This window comes from Acaryochloris sp. IP29b_bin.137 (assembly GCF_028285745.1).
Taxonomy (GTDB): domain Bacteria; phylum Cyanobacteriota; class Cyanobacteriia; order Thermosynechococcales; family Thermosynechococcaceae; genus Acaryochloris.
In genome coordinates, this window is the sequence record NZ_JANQOP010000323.1 from 1 (window position 1) to 18673 (window position 18673).

The window sequence follows — 18673 nt, forward strand, 5'->3', positions numbered from 1 at the left end:
ACAACTGCAGCGGCAGTTTCATCACAACTCGTTTCAATTGCTAAAACTGTTGCCATAAACTGGTAACTTCTTGATGGTGTATACGTGTATTCAAGGGCCGCAATTCTTTACCAAGACCCTACTGGAAGAGTATGATGGGTTCAAGTCTATGCGTCTACGCTGACAAAAAGTTAAAGCTTTTTGTTATATAACAATTCTTGTTTCGTTATTAAGGGAAACAATTTCTATGCGTCGATTGTTTGCTGTCCTTCTCGTAATGACACTTTGGCTTGGTGTTGTCCCTCCAGCCTCTGCTGATATTGGTGGACTCGTTCCCTGTAGTGAGTCCCCCCAATTCCAAGAGCGAGCTGCCAAGGCTCGTAATACGACTGGTGATCCTGAATCTGGTCAAAAGCGCTTTGAAATGTATAGCAAAGCGCTGTGTGGTCCAGACGATGGTTTGCCCCGAATTATTGCGGGTGGTCCTTGGAGCCGTGCGAATGACTTCCTGATCCCCGGTCTGTTTTTCATCTATATCGCTGGTGGCATTGGCAATGCGAGCCGCAATTACCAAATTGCTAACCGTAAGAAGAACCCCAAAAACCCAGCAATGGGTGAAGTCATTATTGATGTGCCATTAGCAATTTCTTCTACTTTGGCTGCATTGGCTTGGCCCCTGTCTGCATTTGGAGAAGCCACTTCTGGTAAGTTGACTGTTCCTGATGATGACGTGACAGTCTCACCGCGCTAGATGCATGGGCGAAGTCCCACTCAAAATTGATTCGGAGAAAGGTTTTATGAAGTTTTTTAGTACGGCTCCTGTGATTGCTTTTATCTTTTTTACTCTGACAGCAGGATTCTTGGTTGAGCTCAATCGCTTTTTCCCAGATATTTTGTTTTTCCCGTACTAGGGTGGAAGCAATTTTAGGTTGAGAGCCATGTTAGATGCGAACCTAAATCGCTCTAGCGCAGGTTACTCAAACTCTCTCGTTTATATATTTGGATTTGATGCAATGTTGCATATCCTGACGGGAGATGCAGGATAAAAATTTAGCACAACACATTAGTGAGCGTTTTACCCAGATTCAAGAAACTGTGGTGACAGCTCAGCAGATGCGAAAAATTGAATCACGCATCTTTGATGCGGGGATGCCGGTTTCCGCTCTTATGGAGAAAGTTGGGGGTCTGATTGCGCGATGCATTCAGACCCTTTGTCCTGTTGAGGATGCACCAAGAATTGGAATTTTGGCGGGGCCTGGGCATAATGGTGGCGATGCTTTTGTGGTGGCCCGTGAACTGTATTTTCAGGGGTATGAGGTTCACGTTTGTCGTCCCTTCCCTCGGTCAAAAGATCTAACAGAACAACATGCGCGTTACGTTTCCTCCTTGGGAATAGAGATTAACCCAGGAATCGCATCGCTGCGCCAGTGTGATGTGATTGTCGATGGACTGTTTGGGTTTGGCCTGGAAAGAGATATTGAAGGTGCGATCGCAGATCTAATACACGAACTGAATACGGGGTCGAATCCCGTTATCAGCATCGATCTCCCCTCTGGTTTGCACACCGATACCGGTGCTGTTCTGGGAACAGCCATTCAGGCCACCCATACCCTCTGTCTTGGCTTATGGAAGTTAGGACTATTGATGGATCAGAGCTTGCCCTATAGTGGCCAACTGCATCTCATTGATTTTGATATTCCTGTGGCGGATATCAATGCTGTGTTGGGAACGCCGCCAAAGGTGCGTCGAATTGCCTCGGCTGCTGCTCGAACCAAACTGCCGACACAGCGCCATCCCAACACCCATAAATACCGACAAGGGCATTGTCTGTTAATTGGTGGCTCTCAGAAATATGCGGGTAGTATTCTCCTGACTGCCTTGGCCGCAAGGGCGACGGGGGGCGGGATGATGACGATTGCTGTGCCAGCCTCGTTGAAGCCGCTGGTTTTGCAAGCTGTGCCGGAGGCGTTGGTGGTCGCGTGTCCTGAGACAGAACAGGGTGCGATCGCAAGTCTGCCCCCAGAATTGTCATTAGACTCATTTAATGCCATTGCCTATGGCCCTGGCGTGACGACAGAAACGAATGCCATTTTAAGCGAAGTCTTGACCTGTGCCTGCCCCCTCGTCTTGGATGCAGATGGGCTCAATCTATTAGCCCAGCATCAACCCTTGGAGACGCTTCAAACCCGATCGGCCCCCACTGTCCTAACGCCCCATCCAGGCGAATTTAAGCGCTTGTTTTCTGATGAGCTTTCCCAGGATCTACTGTCGGCGGTCAGGCGAGCTGCCCAGTCCAGTAATGCTTATATCGTTTACAAGGGCGCAAGGGTGATTCTGGCTCCGCCACAAGGTGCCGTACGGATTAACCCTGATAGCACCCCAGCGCTAGCTCGTGGGGGCAGTGGAGATGTGCTCACGGGCATTTTTACAGGACTTTTAAGTCAGCGACAAGATAATCAGGCAATCAGTGAGATCTTGTGTAGTGGAATTTGGTGGCATGCCCAAGCAGGACTATATGCAGCTCGCCAGCGAACAGAATTAGGGGTTGATCCGCTGACACTTTGTCAATCCCTGATTCCTGCCATTGCTAGCCAACCATAGAAAAACCCCCTGTAAGCCACAGAGGGTTTTTCAGCTAGCTACTCAATACCTATTTCTAGGAATGAATGATGGATTGTAAAAGTTGGTGTGATGAGTTATTAGCCAACAAATGCAGCAATCGCATAGGAAAGAACGCCAGCGATGACGGCACCACCACAGCCACCGATTAGGAAGCCGCTGCCAACTGCGCTCCAGCCCTCTTTCGTTCCAAAGTCGCTACCGGGATCCGCTGTTGTTACAGATGGTAGGGGCTTAGCTGAAGAAACACTGGAATAGATCTGAATCGCAACGGATAAGACGATAATGACAGCGCTTGCTGACAAAACGCCTGATACAAGAGACATTGTAGTGCCTCGAATAGGACCAGAAGTTGCGAAGGGACCATAGAGGTAATAGCCGTGGGCCATCCCAATTTCTAAACCCCGAGCATTCGCGGACATGCCTTTGCGGTAAGCCGGAAGGTTATTGATCCAGGCTTTGACGATCCCAGAACTATTTACAGGTGTTGCGAGATCTCCAACTAAGGGGTCGCCACCATGTTTGACCAAGTCCATTGTCATTGATATAAATCTCCTCTCAAATCTTAGGGTCCCCTTTTAAATGGCTGGAAGCTAGGGGTAATAGAATAAATGAAAAGATAATGCTGGCACTCATCATCTCATAGAACAGAATTGTTTCTGCTAATCGCAACGAAGAAAAGTCTACCAGCAGGGGTTTGCGTTAGATTTCTTAGCAAAAAGAAATCTTTTTTTGTATTCTTCAATAGGCTTTACGCTGGACTGATCATTGATAGCTTCTTCTTGGCCAACAAAAATAATGTCAACCCTTTCCTAGAAATAACAAATTAGCCACCATGCCTGAGACCTTACAAGACCTGCAACGTCAAAATGGAGCCATATGGACGGAGGATGGCTCCACTCTTCTCAGTTTTGGGAATGACGACCTTGGCCTAAGAGCTGTTCAAGATGGGGTCGCCCTCTGTGATCGCACCCACTGGGGACGCCTCCAGGTCACCGATCAGGATCGGCTGGCTTTTCTGCACAACCAGACCACCAATACCTTTAAAACTCTTCAGCCTGGCGAGGGCTGCGAGAGCGTGTTTGTCACTTCTACGGCTCGGACCATTGACCTGGTCAGTGCCCATGTGACTGAAGATGCGGTTCTGCTATTGGTTTCCCCTAATCGTCGAGAACAACTCATGAGCTGGTGCGATCGCTATATTTTCTTTGGCGACAAGGTCAAAATTGAGGATATTTCGGATCAAATGGTTGCCTTTAGCCTCCTGGGGCCAGAAAGTTCACAACTACTTCGCAAACTGGGAATTCCAGACCTCCCCGAACCGATAAATCACCACATTACGGCTCAAATTAAGGGGCAAACCGTGCGAATTGCAGCTGGCAGTGGTCTAACCACACCGGGATTTACCCTGTTTACCGAGGCTGAAGCGGGAGCTGATCTGTGGCAAGCCTTAACAGAACTAGGAGCTTGCCCCTTGGGCGATGCAGTTTGGGAGGAGGTCAGAGTCACTGAAGGACGGCCTAAACCTGATGCTGAGCTAACGGAAGACGTTAACCCCTTAGAAGCAGGACTGTGGCAGACAATTTCCTTTGATAAGGGCTGCTATATCGGTCAAGAAACCATTGCTCGTCTGAACACCTATCAGGGGGTAAAGCAAAAGCTCTGGGGCATCCAGCTTAGCGAAACAGTTCCCACAGATACCCCCATTACAGTGGCGGATAAAAAGGTAGGGGTGCTCACTAGTCTGGTAGAGACCTCTAGAGGGCCTTTGGGGTTAGGCTATGTGAAAACGAAGGCAGGGGATGCAGGAACCCGCGTTTCTGTAGGAACTGGAACTGGAACATTAATTGAAGTTCCTTTCCTCACCTATCCCCAGCCCGCCCCTAACCCAACGGCTTAGATGGGGCCACCCTACTTCCTCGTCGGATAGTGCTCTGAATCAGGTACATTCAAGAGGAACGCTATGCATTTGGGAATTGTGACACAAACCTATCAGGCCAAAATCTATGTGACCCTGAGGCCGTCGGTCTTAGACCCTGCTGGGACTGCGGTGCAAACGGGGTTTAAGCAATTGGGTTATGACAATGTGGGTCCCATTCGGATTGGCAAGTATATTGAGTTGACGGTATCGGCTGACGATGAGGCGGCGGCGAGCCAACAGGTGGATCGCATGTGTGATCAGCTCTTGGCGAATCCAGTTATTGAGAATTATCGATTTGATCTGCAAGTAGCCCTCGTGGCAGGAGCCGCAGCATGAAGTTTGGTGTGCTGGTGTTTCCCGGATCCAATTGCGATCGCGATGTTGTATTGGTCACGCGTGATCTGCTCAAACAGCCCACCCGTATGGTCTGGCACCAAGAAACGGATATTAGCGATTTAGATGTTGTTGTGATTCCTGGTGGGTTTAGCTATGGCGATTACCTGCGCTGCGGAGCTATCTCTCGCTTTTCTCCGGCGATGCAGGCCACCATGGCCCATGCAGAGCAAGGCAAACTGGTCTTGGGAATTTGCAATGGGTTTCAGGTCTTGACCGAGTCGGGGTTATTGCCAGGAGCCCTAGTGCGAAATCGGGATCTGCATTTTATTTGCGATCGCGTTCCTGTTCGGGTGGAAAGAACGGATCTACCCTGGACTCAAGCCTATCAGCCTCAGCAAGTGGTTACCCTACCCATTGCCCATGGTGAAGGCTGTTATTACGCTGATCCAAGAATTTTGCGGGAGCTTCAGGCCAATCAACAAATTCTATTTCGCTATTGCACCTCCAGTGGCGAGGTGACTGCAGATGCTAATCCTAATGGCTCCTTAGGGAACATTGCCGGGATTTGTAACCGGCAAGGCAATGTTGTGGGGATGATGCCTCACCCAGAGCGAGCTTCCGATCCGACGTTAGGCTATACCGATGGTCTTGCCCTCTTCCAAGGGGTACTGAAAAGTCTGGCGTTACAAGGGGCGACAGCTTAGCTGAACGGATAGCAGCAATGTTTTGTACAGCGGAGCCACCCCTACTTTCTTAAAACTATTCGATAAAGGCCTGCTTGCTTCTCAAGGAATGACTTACAGTTAAAAGTACGGAGATATCGGCCCCTTAACAGGGTTGTATCCCTCTCCAGCGTTGTTATTTGCACCCTTGATCATGAGTTCTGACCCTTCTATCACGAATGAAACCAGCTCTACCCCTGATGAAGTGACCAGTGCAGATGCCGCACCAGTAGATGTCACTCCAGCCCCTCAAGATAGCTACACCAAGCTGGCGATGAGGAACATGGTGCGCAAAGGCAAACGGTCACTGGTGGAATTCGGATTAACCTCAGTGGGGTTATTGGCCTTACTGATTGGACTCTCTTACCTGACTCGATAGCGTTTAGCTTTGTCAGACGATATGCAAGTCAACGTCCAGATTCAATGGGACTTGGGTGACGGAGTTGCACAACCGATGACGCTGATAGAGGGGGATGCCCTTAAACAGGTATGTCGAATTTCGGAAATCACTTGGCAAACTTGGTTTCAACAGTGGTTTGAGCATTTGCAGCCCTCGATTTCTCCCATCCAGGCCTATGAATTGAGCCTGTTGCTAACGGATGATGCTGCCATCCAGCATTTGAACTCCAATTTTCGGCAGCTTGATCGCCCTACGGATGTACTGGCCTTTGCTACCCTTGACTCAACTGACCTACCTGCTGCTTTGTGGTCAGAGGTGCCTGTGGAGTTAGGCGACATTATCATTTCTGTGGAAACTGCAGCTCAACAAGCTCAGGAGCAACACCATACCCTACAGGAGGAGTTAGCTTGGTTGGCAACTCATGGATTGTTGCATCTCCTGGGTTGGGATCATCCCACGACCGCACGATTACAGGAGATGTTGGCTCAACAGCAAACGTTAATTAATCTCATCAATGTGTCGGTAGTCACTGGTTACTCCTAGGAGAGTTTGCTAGAACTGTGGGTAACCTATTCCATAGTCCGTGAAACTTACTTCTGTTATCAAGGGATAGACAATTTAATCGTTGATTCAGGTCCAGTCCAGTTCTATTGCAGCAATGTCCTTTGCGGTCATAGTGTAGAATCACTAAAAAGATTAAATTTATGTCAAATAAATCTATAATCTCTTCACAAAGCAGGCCTGAGCCTGAACCTGTGCATATTAAGCGCGAGCTCTCCTTCAAAGTTGCTCACAACTTATTCGTTAGCTTCAAATATGCCTGGGCTGGATTAAGCTACACGTTCCAAACTCAACGTAATTTCCGCATTCATACGGTCATTGGTAGCGTAGCGTTAAGTTTAGGTCTATCTCTTCGTCTACAGCCTGTAGAGTTGGCTGTGATTGCTTTAACGAGCGGCTTAGTGCTTGTGATGGAACTACTCAACACGGCCTTGGAAGCCCTTGTGGATTTAACGGTGGAGCGGACTTACCACGAATTAGCCAAGATTGCTAAAGACTGTGCAGCAGCAGCCGTATTAGTGTCGGCCATGGCAGCAGTGGTCATTGCTGGATTTTTGATTATTCCGCCCTTGATTGATATTTTGCAGGCTTAAACAGTTCTTATTATTGCAAGGCAAGCGTTGGTCTCAGTTAGTTTTGTGGCTGCAAAGTAGGATAAACACGCTAAGTTGGAGGGATAACTTTCTCTAGGGACAGGAGCAAAAGCCTTGCTACTGGTGGTTGATAATTACGACAGCTTTACCTACAACCTGGTTCAGTATTTGGGGGAACTCGCCGCCGAATTTGAGGTAGCCCAGGATATCCAGGTATACCGCAATGATCAGATTACGCTAGCAGAGATTGAGAAGCTGCAGCCGGATGCGATCGTTATTTCTCCGGGGCCAGGACGGCCTCAAGATGCCGGTATTTCTCTAGACCTCATTGAACAAATGGGGGCAAACGTGCCTATTTTGGGGGTTTGCCTAGGCCACCAGAGTATTGGCCAGGTGTTTGGTGGTGATATTGTGTCCGCCCCAGTGCTGATGCACGGTAAAACATCTCCCATCAGCCACACATCTACAGGGGTTTTTTCGGGGCTAGACAATCCTTTTACCGCGACTCGGTATCATAGTCTGGTGATAGATAAGGCAACTTGTCCAGAAGTCTTGGAGATTACAGCCTGGACGGAGGACGGCACGATTATGGGGGTGCGTCATCGGAACTATCCTCACATTGAAGGCGTCCAGTTTCACCCAGAGAGTATTTTGACGACTTCTGGGAAGCAACTGCTCAAGAATTTTTTGAGTCACCTTCCCACCGATGATTGATAATTGATTGGGTTTCACAAGACACACATTCAGAGATATATCGCACAAAACTATGAACCGTCGCCGCTTTATGCACTATGTGCAAGCAGGATTGATCACTGGCTTAGGAGCAGGTCTTGCCACCCAATGGCAATCTTCTCCTGCCCAAGCTGCAGGCTCGCTGAGCATTCGCTGGCTAGGCCATACTTGTTTTTTGTTTTCAGGTAGTGGTGTCCAGGTTTTGGTCAATCCTTTCCGCCCGGTGGGCTGTACGGCAAAATACCCGTCACCTCAAAGGTCTGCCAATATTGTCTTGATCAGTAGCCGATTGCTGGATGAAGGGGTGGTCGAAGGTTTACCGGGTAGACCCAAACTCTTATTTGAACCTGGGGCTTATAAGACCAATGGTTTGCAATTCCAAGGTATTCGAACGCTACATGATCGGGTCAATGGCTATCGATTCGGAACCAATGTGGCCTGGAAATGGATTCAAGGTGGCGTCAATGTGGTCCACTTAGGTGGTATCGCTTCTCCCATTAGTGTGGACCAAAAGATTTTGATGGGGCGGCCTGATGTGCTGTTAATCCCGGTTGGTGGGAGTGCGAAAGCTTACAACCCAGAAGAAGCCAAGGCCGCAATCCAAACCCTTAATCCCAAAATGGTGATTCCTACCCATTACAAAACGGCTGCAGCGGACGAAAATGCCTGCGACCTGCAATCGGTGGATGCCTTTCTTTCCTTGATGCAAGGGGCCACGATTCGGCGACCTGGCGGTAATGGCATCACAGTTAGTTCCAGTAACCTCCCCAGTTCGGGACCCATTATTCAAGTGCTTAATTATTGATCCAAATTTGATCCCAATGCTTTGACCAGCCGTTTGGTCTTCGGCTCGGGGTGTCTACAATGGGAAGAAACTTCCGTCCCTCGTGAATAAGCGAGAACCGGGTTTAACGACTTATCGTCAAAAACGTCAGCGGTTGTATCAAGCGGGTATCCATTTGCTAGAGCTGGATTTACTGCGTCGCGGCACCCGGCCCTTTGCCCATCCACAATTACCAGATGTGGCTTATGCGATCGCACTCACGCGTACCCATGCCGGGGTAATGGATGTCTGGCCCTTACAGCTTTCTGAGCATTCACCGATTTTGCCTGTGCCCCTAAAATCCCCCGACTTGGATGTATCGCTCGATTTGCCGAGTGCGATCGCACCCCTTTACGATGAAGCAGGCTACGATCTGTCGATTAATTGCACGGAAGCTCCTCCCCCTGCCCTATCTGAATCAGAGCAAGAATCGGTCGGTGGCTTAGGGGCCTAATTTTAGTAATCTCTGGCCTGCAATCGCTTGCATTTCAAATGGAATCCCTTATGGTGGGCACAGGGAGGATGGATATTGCTCTGTAAGATGGATAGGGCACCTTCCGCGAATCCCTTCTAAGTTCTCTCCTTCCTTGATTTATGACTGCTATCCCTGACTTTTTAAGTCATCTCAATCCTTCTCAGCGGCAAGCAGTGGAACACTTTTGTGGCCCTCTGTTGGTCGTTGCTGGTGCTGGATCGGGTAAAACACGGGCTTTAACCTATCGGATCTCTAATTTGGTGATGCGGCATCAGGTCAATCCTGAAAATATTCTGGCCGTGACTTTTACGAATAAAGCGGCTCGGGAGATGAAGGAGCGGATTGAGAAGCTTTTTGCGGAACAGTTGGCCCAGCAGGAGCATGGCAAAGCCCTGGAGTTGTTAGCGCCTCAGCAGCAGACCAAGTTGCGATCACAAGTCTACAAAACCATTACCAAACCTCTCTGGATTGGCACCTTTCACAGTCTCTGTGCCCGTCTGTTGCGGATGGAAATCGAGAAATACCAGGATGAGAAAGGCCGCAAATGGCAGCGTAATTTCTCTATCTTTGACGAATCAGATGTCCAGAGTCTGATCAAAGATATTGTCGTCAATCAGCTCAATCTCGACGACCGCAAATTCCAGCCCCGCTCCGTTCGTTTTGCCATTAGCAATGCCAAAAACCAAGGCTGGAACCCCCAAGAGCTGGAAGCTAATCAACAAGACTTTCGCGGTCGGGTGGTGGCTCAAGTCTATAGCAAATATCAAGATTCCCTAGCCGCCAATAACGGTCTGGATTTTGATGATCTCATTCGGGTGCTGGTGCAGTTGCTCAAGCAGAACGGCCAAGTTCTCGGCTATTGGCATCAGCAGTTCCGCCATATGCTGGTGGACGAATACCAGGATACCAACCGCACTCAGTATGATTTGCTGCGGTTACTAGCGACCAATGGCACCGATACTCGCAACTTTAAGGATTGGGAGCATCGCTCTGTCTTTGTGGTGGGTGATGCTGATCAGTCCATTTACTCCTTTCGGGCAGCGGACTTTAAAATCCTGATGGGATTTCAGCAGGATTTTGGTGATGGCCTGCCGGATGATGATACTCGGACGATGGTGAAGCTAGAGGAGAACTATCGGTCTACCGAAAACATCCTCCAAGTGGCCAATGAACTGATTGATAATAATACCGAACGTATCGACAAAATTCTCAAGCCGACTCGGGGGGCAGGAGAACCCATTTACTGCTATCGGGCGGATGACGAACTGCATGAATCCGATTTTGTGGTGCAGCAGATTCGGACCCTAGAGCAATCCCATCCTGAATTGAGCTGGGGTGACTTTGCCATTCTCTATCGCACGAATGCCCAGTCGCGAGCCTTTGAAGAAGGCTTAGTTCGTTGGAGTATTCCCTATACCGTAGTTGGGGGGCTGAAGTTCTACGATCGCCGAGAAATTAAGGATGTCCTGGCTTATCTGCGCCTGATTGTGAATCCGGCGGATACGGTGAGCCTGAAGCGGGTGATTAATACACCCCGTAGAGGGATTGGCAAAACCACCTTAGATCGACTTACCAATGCGGCTCAAGAGCTAGGGGTACCTCTATGGGAGATGCTGACAGAAGAGACCGCAGTAAAAACCTTAGCGACTCGCAGTGCCAAGCCAATTTTGCAATTCGTAGAGATGCTAAAGCATTGGCAAGCGCAGGTTGAGCACCAGTCTGCCATTACGATTATCCAGGGCATTTTGGATGATTCTGGCTATGTGCAGGACCTCAAAAATCAGGGCACGGATGAAGCGGATGATCGGCTAGGGAATGTGCAGGAGTTGTGTAATGCGGCCTTGCAATATGCAGAAGAAAACTCAGATGAGTCTCTCCCGTCGTTCCTCGCCAATACGGCTTTGGCGTCCGATTTAGATGATCTGAATGAAAACACGACGGTTTCACTGATGACCCTCCATTCGGCGAAGGGGCTTGAATTCCCCATTGTCTTTTTGGTGGGTTTGGAGCAGGGACTCTTTCCGAATTTCCGCTCTCTAGAGGACCCGGCTGCCATCGAAGAAGAACGTCGTCTTTGCTATGTTGGCATTACCCGGGCCCAAGAACGCTTGTTTATATCCCATGCGCGGGAGCGGCGACTTTACGGGTCTCGGGAACCCGCAATGCCGTCGCTATTTTTGTCGGAACTGCCCCGGGATTTATTACAGACCAACTCTTTATCCGCTATCCCTTCTGAGCCACCCCATTCTGCTGTCGCGCCGGGAGCCAAGAAGAAAAAAATGCCCAATACCCATGCCATGGATTGGGCAGTCGGTGATCGGCTGGTTCATCGCGGTTTTGGGCTGGGAGAAGTGACCCATATTTTTGGGGGTGGCAATAAAATTTGCCTAGCGGTGAAGTTCCCAGGGATTGGCAAAAAGATTATTGACCCGAATATCACGGTATTGGATCGGGTGGAATAAGGTTGAAATTTAAGTGATGAGGATACGAGCCTAACGACGTATGCGTTTGATCGTTTTTGATTTTGATGGCACCCTTGCCGATTCACTGGGCATATTTATCGAAGCCACCAATCGCTTAGCGAAAGATTTTCGATATGAACCCCTGACTGCAACTCAAGTCGAATTGCTCAGGAAGCTAGGAATGCAAGAGGTTGCCCAAGAGTTGGGCATTCCGAAATGGAGATCTATTTGTTATTTGCAGCGGTTCCGGCAAGAGTTGACTCGTCGTATTGATGATTTAGCGTTAGTTGAGGGCATTAAACCAGCCCTCTGTAATCTGAAAACTGAAGGCTATCGATTAGGAATTGTGACTGCTAATTCTCGACGTAATGTACAGTATTTTCTCGAGAAAAATGAAATGGATCACCTATTTGAGTTTATTTATGGAGGCCAAATTTTATCAGGAAAAGTGCGCACCTTGATGAAGATCGTGAAGCGTAATGCCGTTGAACCTCACCAATTAGTTTATGTTGGGGATGAAGTTAACGATGTGAAAGCGGCGAATCAAGTCGGATTGACCAGCATGGCGGTGAGCTGGGGATTTAACAATCGTAGTGCCTTAGCCGAACAAAAGCCCGATTTTCTCATGGATTACCCAGAACAGCTCCTTGAGGCCATTACCTAAGTCTCCTTTCCGCTCCGCTAGAGTCTGTCTAGGGTGAGAGGGATTGGGTACAACTAAGGTGTTGCCAGATGTATCGAACTTCTCCCTAGATTGTGACCAAATATAAAAAGGACCATTCACTTTCCAGATGAGCTTGCCCAAGAAATGGAACATTACTTGCAAGATCACCCTGATGAAACTTGGTCAGGATTAGTACAAAAAGCTGTCAAGCGCACCCTTCACCGTAAAGATCCTGCCCAGTTGATGAATCTCATTGGCATTATAGAAGATGCTCCTTCAGATTTATCCACGAATGAGGATGCATACCCTTGAGACCCCAGTTGATGGTGGATGTGGGACCACTGATTTCCCTACTTCATACTCAAGACACTAAACATCATCAATGTCTAACGCAGTTCCAATCTATCTTTCGTGAGGGGTGCATCCTATACACTCCGTTCCCTATGTTGTGTGAAGTTCATAAGCTGACCCAGCAATTTATAAGTTCATCAGCGCTAGAACATCTGTCGTTCTCTTACCTAGATCCTCACCAGATCACTCATGATCCATATTGCGTTTGTGGGCACACTGAAGTTGAAGGCCAACCACTGCACAAAGAAGGACGATGACCTTTCAGGACCTGTTTTCGCTATTGATTCAGTACAAACCCTTGCTCTTAGGGATTATGTTGTTTGCTCCTTGGGTCGCATTGGCGATCTGTGTGGTCATCCCAGGTCAGAAAGAAGAACCGTTTGTCTTGAGCTTTAACTTGGGGATGGCCCTCTTGAGTTTGGTGTTAGCGGTTGGCTATTTGCTATTCGCCACCAATAATGGCGGCTGGGCTCGGGTGATGAAAGAAGCAGATATTTTATTGATGTTGGCTCCTTGTTACTACGTGGTCATTTCCTTTTGGGTAACCAAGCAACGCCTTCCTTTAAGTCAGGTCCCCGTTGCCCGGATGGTGCAGGGGCTCGCCTTGATTGCAGCAGGTTATCTTGGGCTCGCATGGATGCTGAAGTCCATGCGAATCGTAATTTTTTCGTATATTCCTTTCCAGTATCTTGTCTTTTTGCTGCTGGGACTCACAGGGATCATGTACTTCGGTTACCTAAGAGTCACCGGAGCAGATACCCATAAGGGTAAGAGCCGGATGGAGGATGAACTTAATTCCCTACGACGTAAGGACCGATTCTAACCCCAGTTTCTAGGACAAGATCCCTGTTTTATTGCAGGCAGTCCCTCGAACTAGCCAGCACAAGGTTGTTGGAGTTTTACGGTTCCAAATCTGCGATCGCGCTTCTGGTAGTGTCGCAAAGCCTCGTGAAAAACTGCTCGATCAAAATCGGGCCAGAATACATCCGTAAAGTAAAACTCCGTATAGGCCAACTGCCACAGCAGATAGTTACTTAAGCGAAGTTCCCCACTACTCCGAATCAGTAAGTCAGGATCAGGTGTGCCAGCGGTATAAAGATGCTGTTCAATCAATTGCTCATCGATGGCATCAGGCTCCAAATGGCCGAGCTGAACCTGCTCCGCAATTTGACGACAAGCTTGGGTCAGTTCTGCTCGACTGCCATAATTAACCGCCACATTGAAATGCACTGCTTGGTTATTGGCCGTTGCTAATACGGCTCGTTCAATTTCCAGCCGCAGCGAAGAGGGTAGGGGGGACAAATCACCAATAAAGGAAATCCGTACGCCTTCTCGATCCATCTCCGCTAATTCCTGACGGAGGAGGCGCTCAAACAAAACCAGGAGAAAGTCGACTTCTTCTAGGGGACGACGCCAGTTTTCCGTCGAAAAAGCATAGGCTGTTAGGGTTGAAATGCCCCAGTCTTTGCAGCAACGCACTAAATCTTTGAGAGTCCGTGCCCCTTGACGATGACCCGCAATCCGGGGAAACCCTTGGCGTTTTGCCCAGCGACCATTGCCATCCATAATGACAGCAACATGCTGGGGTAAACAATCAGGGTCTAAATCTGTAGGGCGAGTAACGTAATCGAAGTTGTTCATTAATAAGGTGTCAGTGACATCAATTGGTTAAATCAGGAGCCCATACACGTCAGAGAGAGTTATTCTCTGTTCGTAATAATTCCCCGGTCAGTAGTTTTGTCTAACAATCTCTGACCCGGATTGTCAAGGTCTGATCGAGTACAAAAGGAAATGGATGATCTAGGAAAGGCCCCATAGAGATGGCCAAAACTAAGTGCCAGTCGAGGAGAAAGCCGTTTTGGGGGGCTGTCCAAACCAGCGATTCAACTGGTCGGTCTTCAGAGCTCGACTCCACCGCCACAGATGCCATAACACATAAATAAAGGTCCATAAAAGAGACAGCTTATTTGGGAAAGACCAAGCTTCCCAGTGGAGGACTTGCATCATCCGTTTCAGGGTTCGACTAAAACGACTCCGTTTTTGTTTCGCAAACTTAAATTGTGGTCGGAGTAAAGTGATCAAAATCTGCAAAATAGAGCTGTGGGGATAGGCCCAGCGGCCAAACCCCCAAAATTTGGTTATATGGTTAATTTCGTCAATCAATAGCTCGGCTAACACCTGATGGAGTGGACCAGTAGAATGGGCCATTAACCATAGATATAGGCAGGTGGCCCCATACTCAGTCGCCACTCGGTGCAAGCCATGTTCAAACAGATCCTGATGGGGATTATCTGTCGGTTCATAGGGTCTGGGATCGTGGGGCAGAGGCATCAGTTTTAATCCAGACAGTTGGGTGTACAACCGCTGTAGTGCGGGAGAATGTTGACGTTCTTCTTTTTCCCAAAGCCCTAACTCCATCAAATCCCCTTGATCATTAACGGTGCCGCCGACAAATCGAGCCATGGGGGGATGAAGGGGAGATAGGTATTGCCGACTGGTTTGGGTATAGCCCCGAATAGGCGCTTCTGTATCCACACTGCCCGCCAGAATAGCTAAAAAAATAAGGGGATCTATTCCCCTTATTTGGCCTAGTTCAATGTGATTCCAGTCAATCGGTTGCCAAGGCCGGGGTTGGGGATCTTGGAACTGTTGGGGTAAATCTTGGAGGCGATCGTTGAGGATATCGGTGGCAAGATAGGTCTTAATCAGTTGATTGAGTCGCTTAGGAATGGGAGCCGCTTCAAAGGATTGGGTGGATGAGGATGGATTAAGGCACGAGGGATTGAACAATAACGTGGGAGTCATGGCACTCTCCGGGGTAGCTTGCAACCAATAGCCTAAGCAAGGTCAACCCAGAAGTCAGTCGGCCAGAGTCGGGACTTAAAAGTCGGAAAGTCGGATCAGTCAGTTTATAAGGATACGGGATGGGGCATGCTAGAACGTATCCATTGCGACAATTTTAATAAACGAAGTGATGAAATTTGCTGCTAGTTTTCCGGTTGTTTTGGTTGGGGCTGCTGCTGTGGTGGTGCAACCCCAGATCAGTCATGCTTTAAGTGCGGCTGAAGTTGCCAAAATTGCCCGCAACGTCACGGTCCGAGTTGATAGTCAAGCACCTGGATCCGGGGTGATTATCAAACAGGATGGGGACACCTACACGGTGTTAACGGCAGCCCATGTGGTGGGCAGTGAAGATACCTATGAGGTGATCACACCGGATCGGGCACGACATTCGGTGGCAAATACAACCATCCAGCGGTTGCCCAATGTCGATCTAGCGTTGATTCAGTTTTCGAGTAGCCAGTCCTATAAAGTGGCGGAATTAGGCAATACGCAACGAATTTCTGCGGGGATGCCCTGTTTTGTGGCTGGCTTTCCGGGGAAAACGGCCGCCATTAACGAGGTTGTCTATAACTTTACGGCGGGGCAAATCACAGCGAATGCAGAACGCCCCCTAAAAGATGGGTATGGGTTGGTCTATTCCAATGCCACCTTGCCGGGGATGAGTGGGGGCGCTGTTCTCGATAATCAGGGACAACTGATTGGGATTCATGGTCGGGCAGATACGACACCTCAAGCCCAAAATCCTAATCTGAATCCCGATATTTACGTCAAAACAGGATTTAACCTAGGCATTCCCATCGATACGTTTTTACAACAAGCGGACGATGCCAACCTGGAATTGGGCTTTGCGACGCCACCGCCCAAACCTGCTGCTCCTGCATCGGTTGATCAAGCGCTGGCTGAGGCAGGACAGGCTTTAGGTCGAGGAGAGAGTAGCAAAGCGGTCTCTAAGTTTAATCAGGCATTGGGGAGCGATCGCAAAGCCGTAGCCTTACACGGTCGAGGATTGGCCCATTACCAGCGAGGTGATTACAAGGAAGCGTTGGCCGATTTGAACCATGCGATCGCAATTGATCCCTACAACGCTCTATTCTTCAACAGTCGCGGGTCAGTCCACCTAGCCCAGGCGCTCAAACCCAATCGAAATCTTCAGTCTGGGGCTTCTCGGGCAGAGAGAGATTTTAGTGAGGCCCTCAAACTCAATCCCCAAGACAGCAATGCTTACAATAATCGCGGATTAGCCAACTTCTATCTCGGTGCCAGAACCCAGGCCATTGACGATTATAATCAGGCCCTGCGTTTAGATCCGGGGTTAGCCAAAGCCTATAAAAATCGGGGATTTACCCGCTGGTTAGAGCAAGATATTCGTGGCGCTTTGCTGGATCTCAAGCAAGCGATCACCATCGATCCAACCTATGCACCTGCTTACCAAACGCGGGGTCGGCTCCAGTTTCAGCAAGGTGAGATTGCTGAGGCATTGGCAAATTACGATCAGGCCCTCAAGTTTAAGCCTAAAGATGCGTCAACTTTGATCTACCGAGGGATTGTCCGCTATGAGAACTCTGAAGGTCCTGCGGCACTCCAAGACTGGCAAGCTGCGATCAAAGCCGATCCGAAAGAATCTGCCGGGGCTCATTTGTTGATTGGTGCCTCCTTACTCTCCCAAGGCCGAGAAAGTGAAGCCCTACAAAAATTGAAAACGGCTAGAGAGCTGGAACGAACCTGGACGAATAAAGGATTTCTGAGCCAAGTATTGGGTCAGCGATTACTGCAAGATACCACTGCCTTACTGGATCATCCCAAAGCCCAAGCTCTCCTTAAATCCCCATAAGGGCTCCTTGTGAGTTTCCAATTGGTCAGAAAAGGGCAGCCAGACTGCTCAAAGTCCAAATTTCGGACGTTTTCGCAATAGCGTTTATTCTGTGGGTACTAGATTTAGCTGGAGCAATGCTATTACCCAATGCCAATATCCTATAGCTTCGCGAACGCTCAACGATTGGTCATCAAACCTTTCGACCGATTGGGATTTATCAGCCTGTATACATTTGTCACGGTTGCCAGCATTTTTGCCACAAATTTCATAACAGAACAACCGCCTTTTATCCAACTGTGGCAACAAAATCCGATGCAATACAGCATTATTTCAGGACTGGTGAGTGGAACGGTTATGGGAGCGGCTCAATGGCTGATTCTACGTCGGTATTTCCCGAACTGGCAATGGATTCTAGCCGTTGCTGTGGGGATGACATTGTCTAGTACCCTCCAATTTGCTTTTAACCAGAGATTCAATGAACTCTTGTTTGGCGTTGTTGATCATTTCCCTGGCACAAGAACTACTAGCGTTGCAGCACTCACAGCCATTTATATGGCACTGCTGGGCGCAACAGTTATTGCTGGTTTCTTACAGTGGTATATCTTGCAAGCCTATGTTGCCCCTGCAAGGTGGTGGATACTGATCCCACTTTTTACTGCCTTGGTGGGTATCGCGCCCCTCATTCTAGTGGCTATTGCCCAACAACATATCTCGCTTCCCTTTGCCATTCTGATGAATGCTACTTATCTGTATCCAGCTATTCAGGCCATTGCCTTTTGCTGTTTACACAAAAAATCAGAGCAAAATATTCGGCAATCTGCTTTAGCTACCGCACCAGATATTGCTAATTTTTGGAAAACTCAAGCGTTGGCAAAAAAGCTGTATGCCAGTTTAACCCAGCTTTGGAAAACCGATTTAAATTCATCAATAGGTCAACTATCCTACCTGGTGGGTGTCAATCCTAATGGATTTAGCATTATCTTCGAGCCGATGGACACCACCTCAGCAAATAATGTTGAATTAACACCATTAACAACCATTGCTTCCAATTTGAACGAGGCTGATCTAAAGCTTGAGGGGAAAACCTTTGCCAAGTTTCAGTTGCTATTTTCACCACCTGGTGTCATTCAAATCTTCTCTTGGAGAGGAATTCCTTTAGTTTGGCTTAGTGTGGGAGTATATATAGCAACGGTTGCTATCCAGTACTTTTTGGCTTGGTTTCAGCTTGGCCGAGGCTAGTCTGATGCCTTGACCTTGGACTAAGAGAACGCTCACCTGCAAGATCTATGCCTTACCCACAAGTCTTGAAAGTCAGACTATCGAGTACTTTCAATCATGGGCCAGTCTCCAAGTATCCGCGATGTCATGGAGCCTCGTG

At 48.6% G+C, this 18673-nt stretch carries 21 protein-coding genes; 18 read left to right on the forward strand and 3 right to left on the reverse strand.

Annotated elements, in window-relative coordinates:
• Window positions 1-226 precede the first annotated feature (226 nt).
• The 3 genes from Q0991_RS22145 (at window position 227) to Q0991_RS22155 (ending at window position 2580) form a co-directional block, all read left to right on the forward strand.
• Window positions 227-730, forward strand: coding sequence for a Photosystem I reaction center subunit III (locus Q0991_RS22145; protein WP_299492669.1), 504 nt, complete (start codon window positions 227-229; stop codon window positions 728-730).
• A gap of 46 nt (window positions 731-776) precedes the next feature.
• On the forward strand, window positions 777-890 hold the full coding sequence (locus tag Q0991_RS22150) for a photosystem I protein PsaJ (protein ID WP_010468466.1): 114 nt from the start codon (window positions 777-779) through the stop codon (window positions 888-890).
• 124 nt (window positions 891-1014) lie between these two features.
• On the forward strand, window positions 1015-2580 hold the full coding sequence (locus Q0991_RS22155; RefSeq protein WP_299492673.1) for an NAD(P)H-hydrate dehydratase: 1566 nt from the start codon (window positions 1015-1017) through the stop codon (window positions 2578-2580).
• 98 nt (window positions 2581-2678) lie between these two features.
• On the opposite strand, the gene Q0991_RS22160 is transcribed toward Q0991_RS22155, so the two are convergent.
• Window positions 2679-3140 (reverse strand): photosystem I reaction center subunit XI, encoded by a 462-nt coding sequence (locus tag Q0991_RS22160; protein WP_299492675.1) that lies wholly within the window; start codon window positions 3138-3140, stop codon window positions 2679-2681.
• 293 nt (window positions 3141-3433) lie between these two features.
• On the opposite strand from Q0991_RS22160, the gene Q0991_RS22165 reads away from it, so the two are divergent.
• The 13 genes from Q0991_RS22165 to Q0991_RS22225 all read left to right on the forward strand — a co-directional run bounded on the left by Q0991_RS22165 (window position 3434) and on the right by Q0991_RS22225 (window position 13461).
• Complete coding sequence (locus tag Q0991_RS22165) at window positions 3434-4498, forward strand: folate-binding protein (protein ID WP_299492677.1); 1065 nt, start codon at window positions 3434-3436, stop codon at window positions 4496-4498.
• A 63-nt stretch (window positions 4499-4561) separates the two neighbouring features.
• A complete protein-coding gene (gene purS, locus Q0991_RS22170; protein WP_299492679.1) occupies window positions 4562-4855 on the forward strand; it encodes a phosphoribosylformylglycinamidine synthase subunit PurS in 294 nt (97 codons plus the stop codon).
• Window positions 4852-5559: a phosphoribosylformylglycinamidine synthase subunit PurQ gene (purQ, locus tag Q0991_RS22175; RefSeq protein ID WP_299492681.1), complete on the forward strand. Its 708-nt coding sequence runs from the start codon at window positions 4852-4854 to the stop codon at window positions 5557-5559. The genes purS and purQ overlap by 4 nt, the downstream gene beginning before the upstream one ends.
• A gap of 172 nt (window positions 5560-5731) precedes the next feature.
• The gene (locus Q0991_RS22180; RefSeq protein WP_299492683.1) at window positions 5732-5956 is read left to right on the forward strand and encodes a DUF3285 domain-containing protein; all 225 of its coding nucleotides are present in this window, start codon (window positions 5732-5734) and stop codon (window positions 5954-5956) included.
• Window positions 5957-5977: 21 nt separating this feature from the next.
• Window positions 5978-6520, forward strand: coding sequence for an rRNA maturation RNase YbeY (ybeY, locus tag Q0991_RS22185; protein WP_299492685.1), 543 nt, complete (start codon window positions 5978-5980; stop codon window positions 6518-6520).
• A gap of 161 nt (window positions 6521-6681) precedes the next feature.
• The gene (locus Q0991_RS22190) at window positions 6682-7131 is read left to right on the forward strand and encodes a diacylglycerol kinase family protein (RefSeq protein ID WP_299492687.1); all 450 of its coding nucleotides are present in this window, start codon (window positions 6682-6684) and stop codon (window positions 7129-7131) included.
• 114 nt (window positions 7132-7245) lie between these two features.
• Window positions 7246-7845: an aminodeoxychorismate/anthranilate synthase component II gene (locus tag Q0991_RS22195; RefSeq protein ID WP_299492689.1), complete on the forward strand. Its 600-nt coding sequence runs from the start codon at window positions 7246-7248 to the stop codon at window positions 7843-7845.
• Window positions 7846-7897: 52 nt separating this feature from the next.
• Entirely contained in the window at window positions 7898-8668 is a 771-nt protein-coding gene (locus tag Q0991_RS22200; protein ID WP_299492691.1) for an MBL fold metallo-hydrolase, read from the forward strand.
• Between the two features lie 82 nt (window positions 8669-8750).
• Window positions 8751-9140 (forward strand): DUF4058 family protein, encoded by a 390-nt coding sequence (locus Q0991_RS22205; protein WP_299492693.1) that lies wholly within the window; start codon window positions 8751-8753, stop codon window positions 9138-9140.
• 140 nt (window positions 9141-9280) lie between these two features.
• Entirely contained in the window at window positions 9281-11623 is a 2343-nt protein-coding gene (pcrA, locus tag Q0991_RS22210) for a DNA helicase PcrA (RefSeq protein WP_299492695.1), read from the forward strand.
• 40 nt (window positions 11624-11663) lie between these two features.
• A complete protein-coding gene (locus Q0991_RS22215; protein ID WP_299492697.1) occupies window positions 11664-12287 on the forward strand; it encodes an HAD-IA family hydrolase in 624 nt (207 codons plus the stop codon).
• Between the two features lie 144 nt (window positions 12288-12431).
• The gene (locus tag Q0991_RS22220; protein WP_299492699.1) at window positions 12432-12599 is read left to right on the forward strand and encodes a hypothetical protein; all 168 of its coding nucleotides are present in this window, start codon (window positions 12432-12434) and stop codon (window positions 12597-12599) included.
• Window positions 12600-12891: 292 nt separating this feature from the next.
• Complete coding sequence (locus Q0991_RS22225) at window positions 12892-13461, forward strand: hypothetical protein (RefSeq protein ID WP_299492701.1); 570 nt, start codon at window positions 12892-12894, stop codon at window positions 13459-13461.
• 50 nt (window positions 13462-13511) lie between these two features.
• Here the strand turns inward: Q0991_RS22225 and Q0991_RS22230 are convergent, their stop codons facing one another.
• Both Q0991_RS22230 and Q0991_RS22235 read right to left on the reverse strand, forming a co-directional pair.
• Window positions 13512-14279, reverse strand: coding sequence for an isoprenyl transferase (locus tag Q0991_RS22230; protein WP_299492703.1), 768 nt, complete (start codon window positions 14277-14279; stop codon window positions 13512-13514).
• A 189-nt stretch (window positions 14280-14468) separates the two neighbouring features.
• Window positions 14469-15443, reverse strand: a complete 975-nt coding sequence (locus tag Q0991_RS22235) for a ferritin-like domain-containing protein (RefSeq protein ID WP_299492705.1) — start codon at window positions 15441-15443, stop codon at window positions 14469-14471.
• A gap of 169 nt (window positions 15444-15612) precedes the next feature.
• Here Q0991_RS22235 and Q0991_RS22240 point away from each other — a divergent pair, with 169 nt between their 5' ends.
• Together Q0991_RS22240 and Q0991_RS22245 are read left to right on the forward strand one after the other, a co-directional pair.
• Complete coding sequence (locus tag Q0991_RS22240) at window positions 15613-17313, forward strand: tetratricopeptide repeat protein (RefSeq protein WP_299492707.1); 1701 nt, start codon at window positions 15613-15615, stop codon at window positions 17311-17313.
• 129 nt (window positions 17314-17442) lie between these two features.
• Entirely contained in the window at window positions 17443-18534 is a 1092-nt protein-coding gene (locus Q0991_RS22245) for a hypothetical protein (RefSeq protein ID WP_299492709.1), read from the forward strand.
• Window positions 18535-18673: the final 139 nt, after the last annotated feature.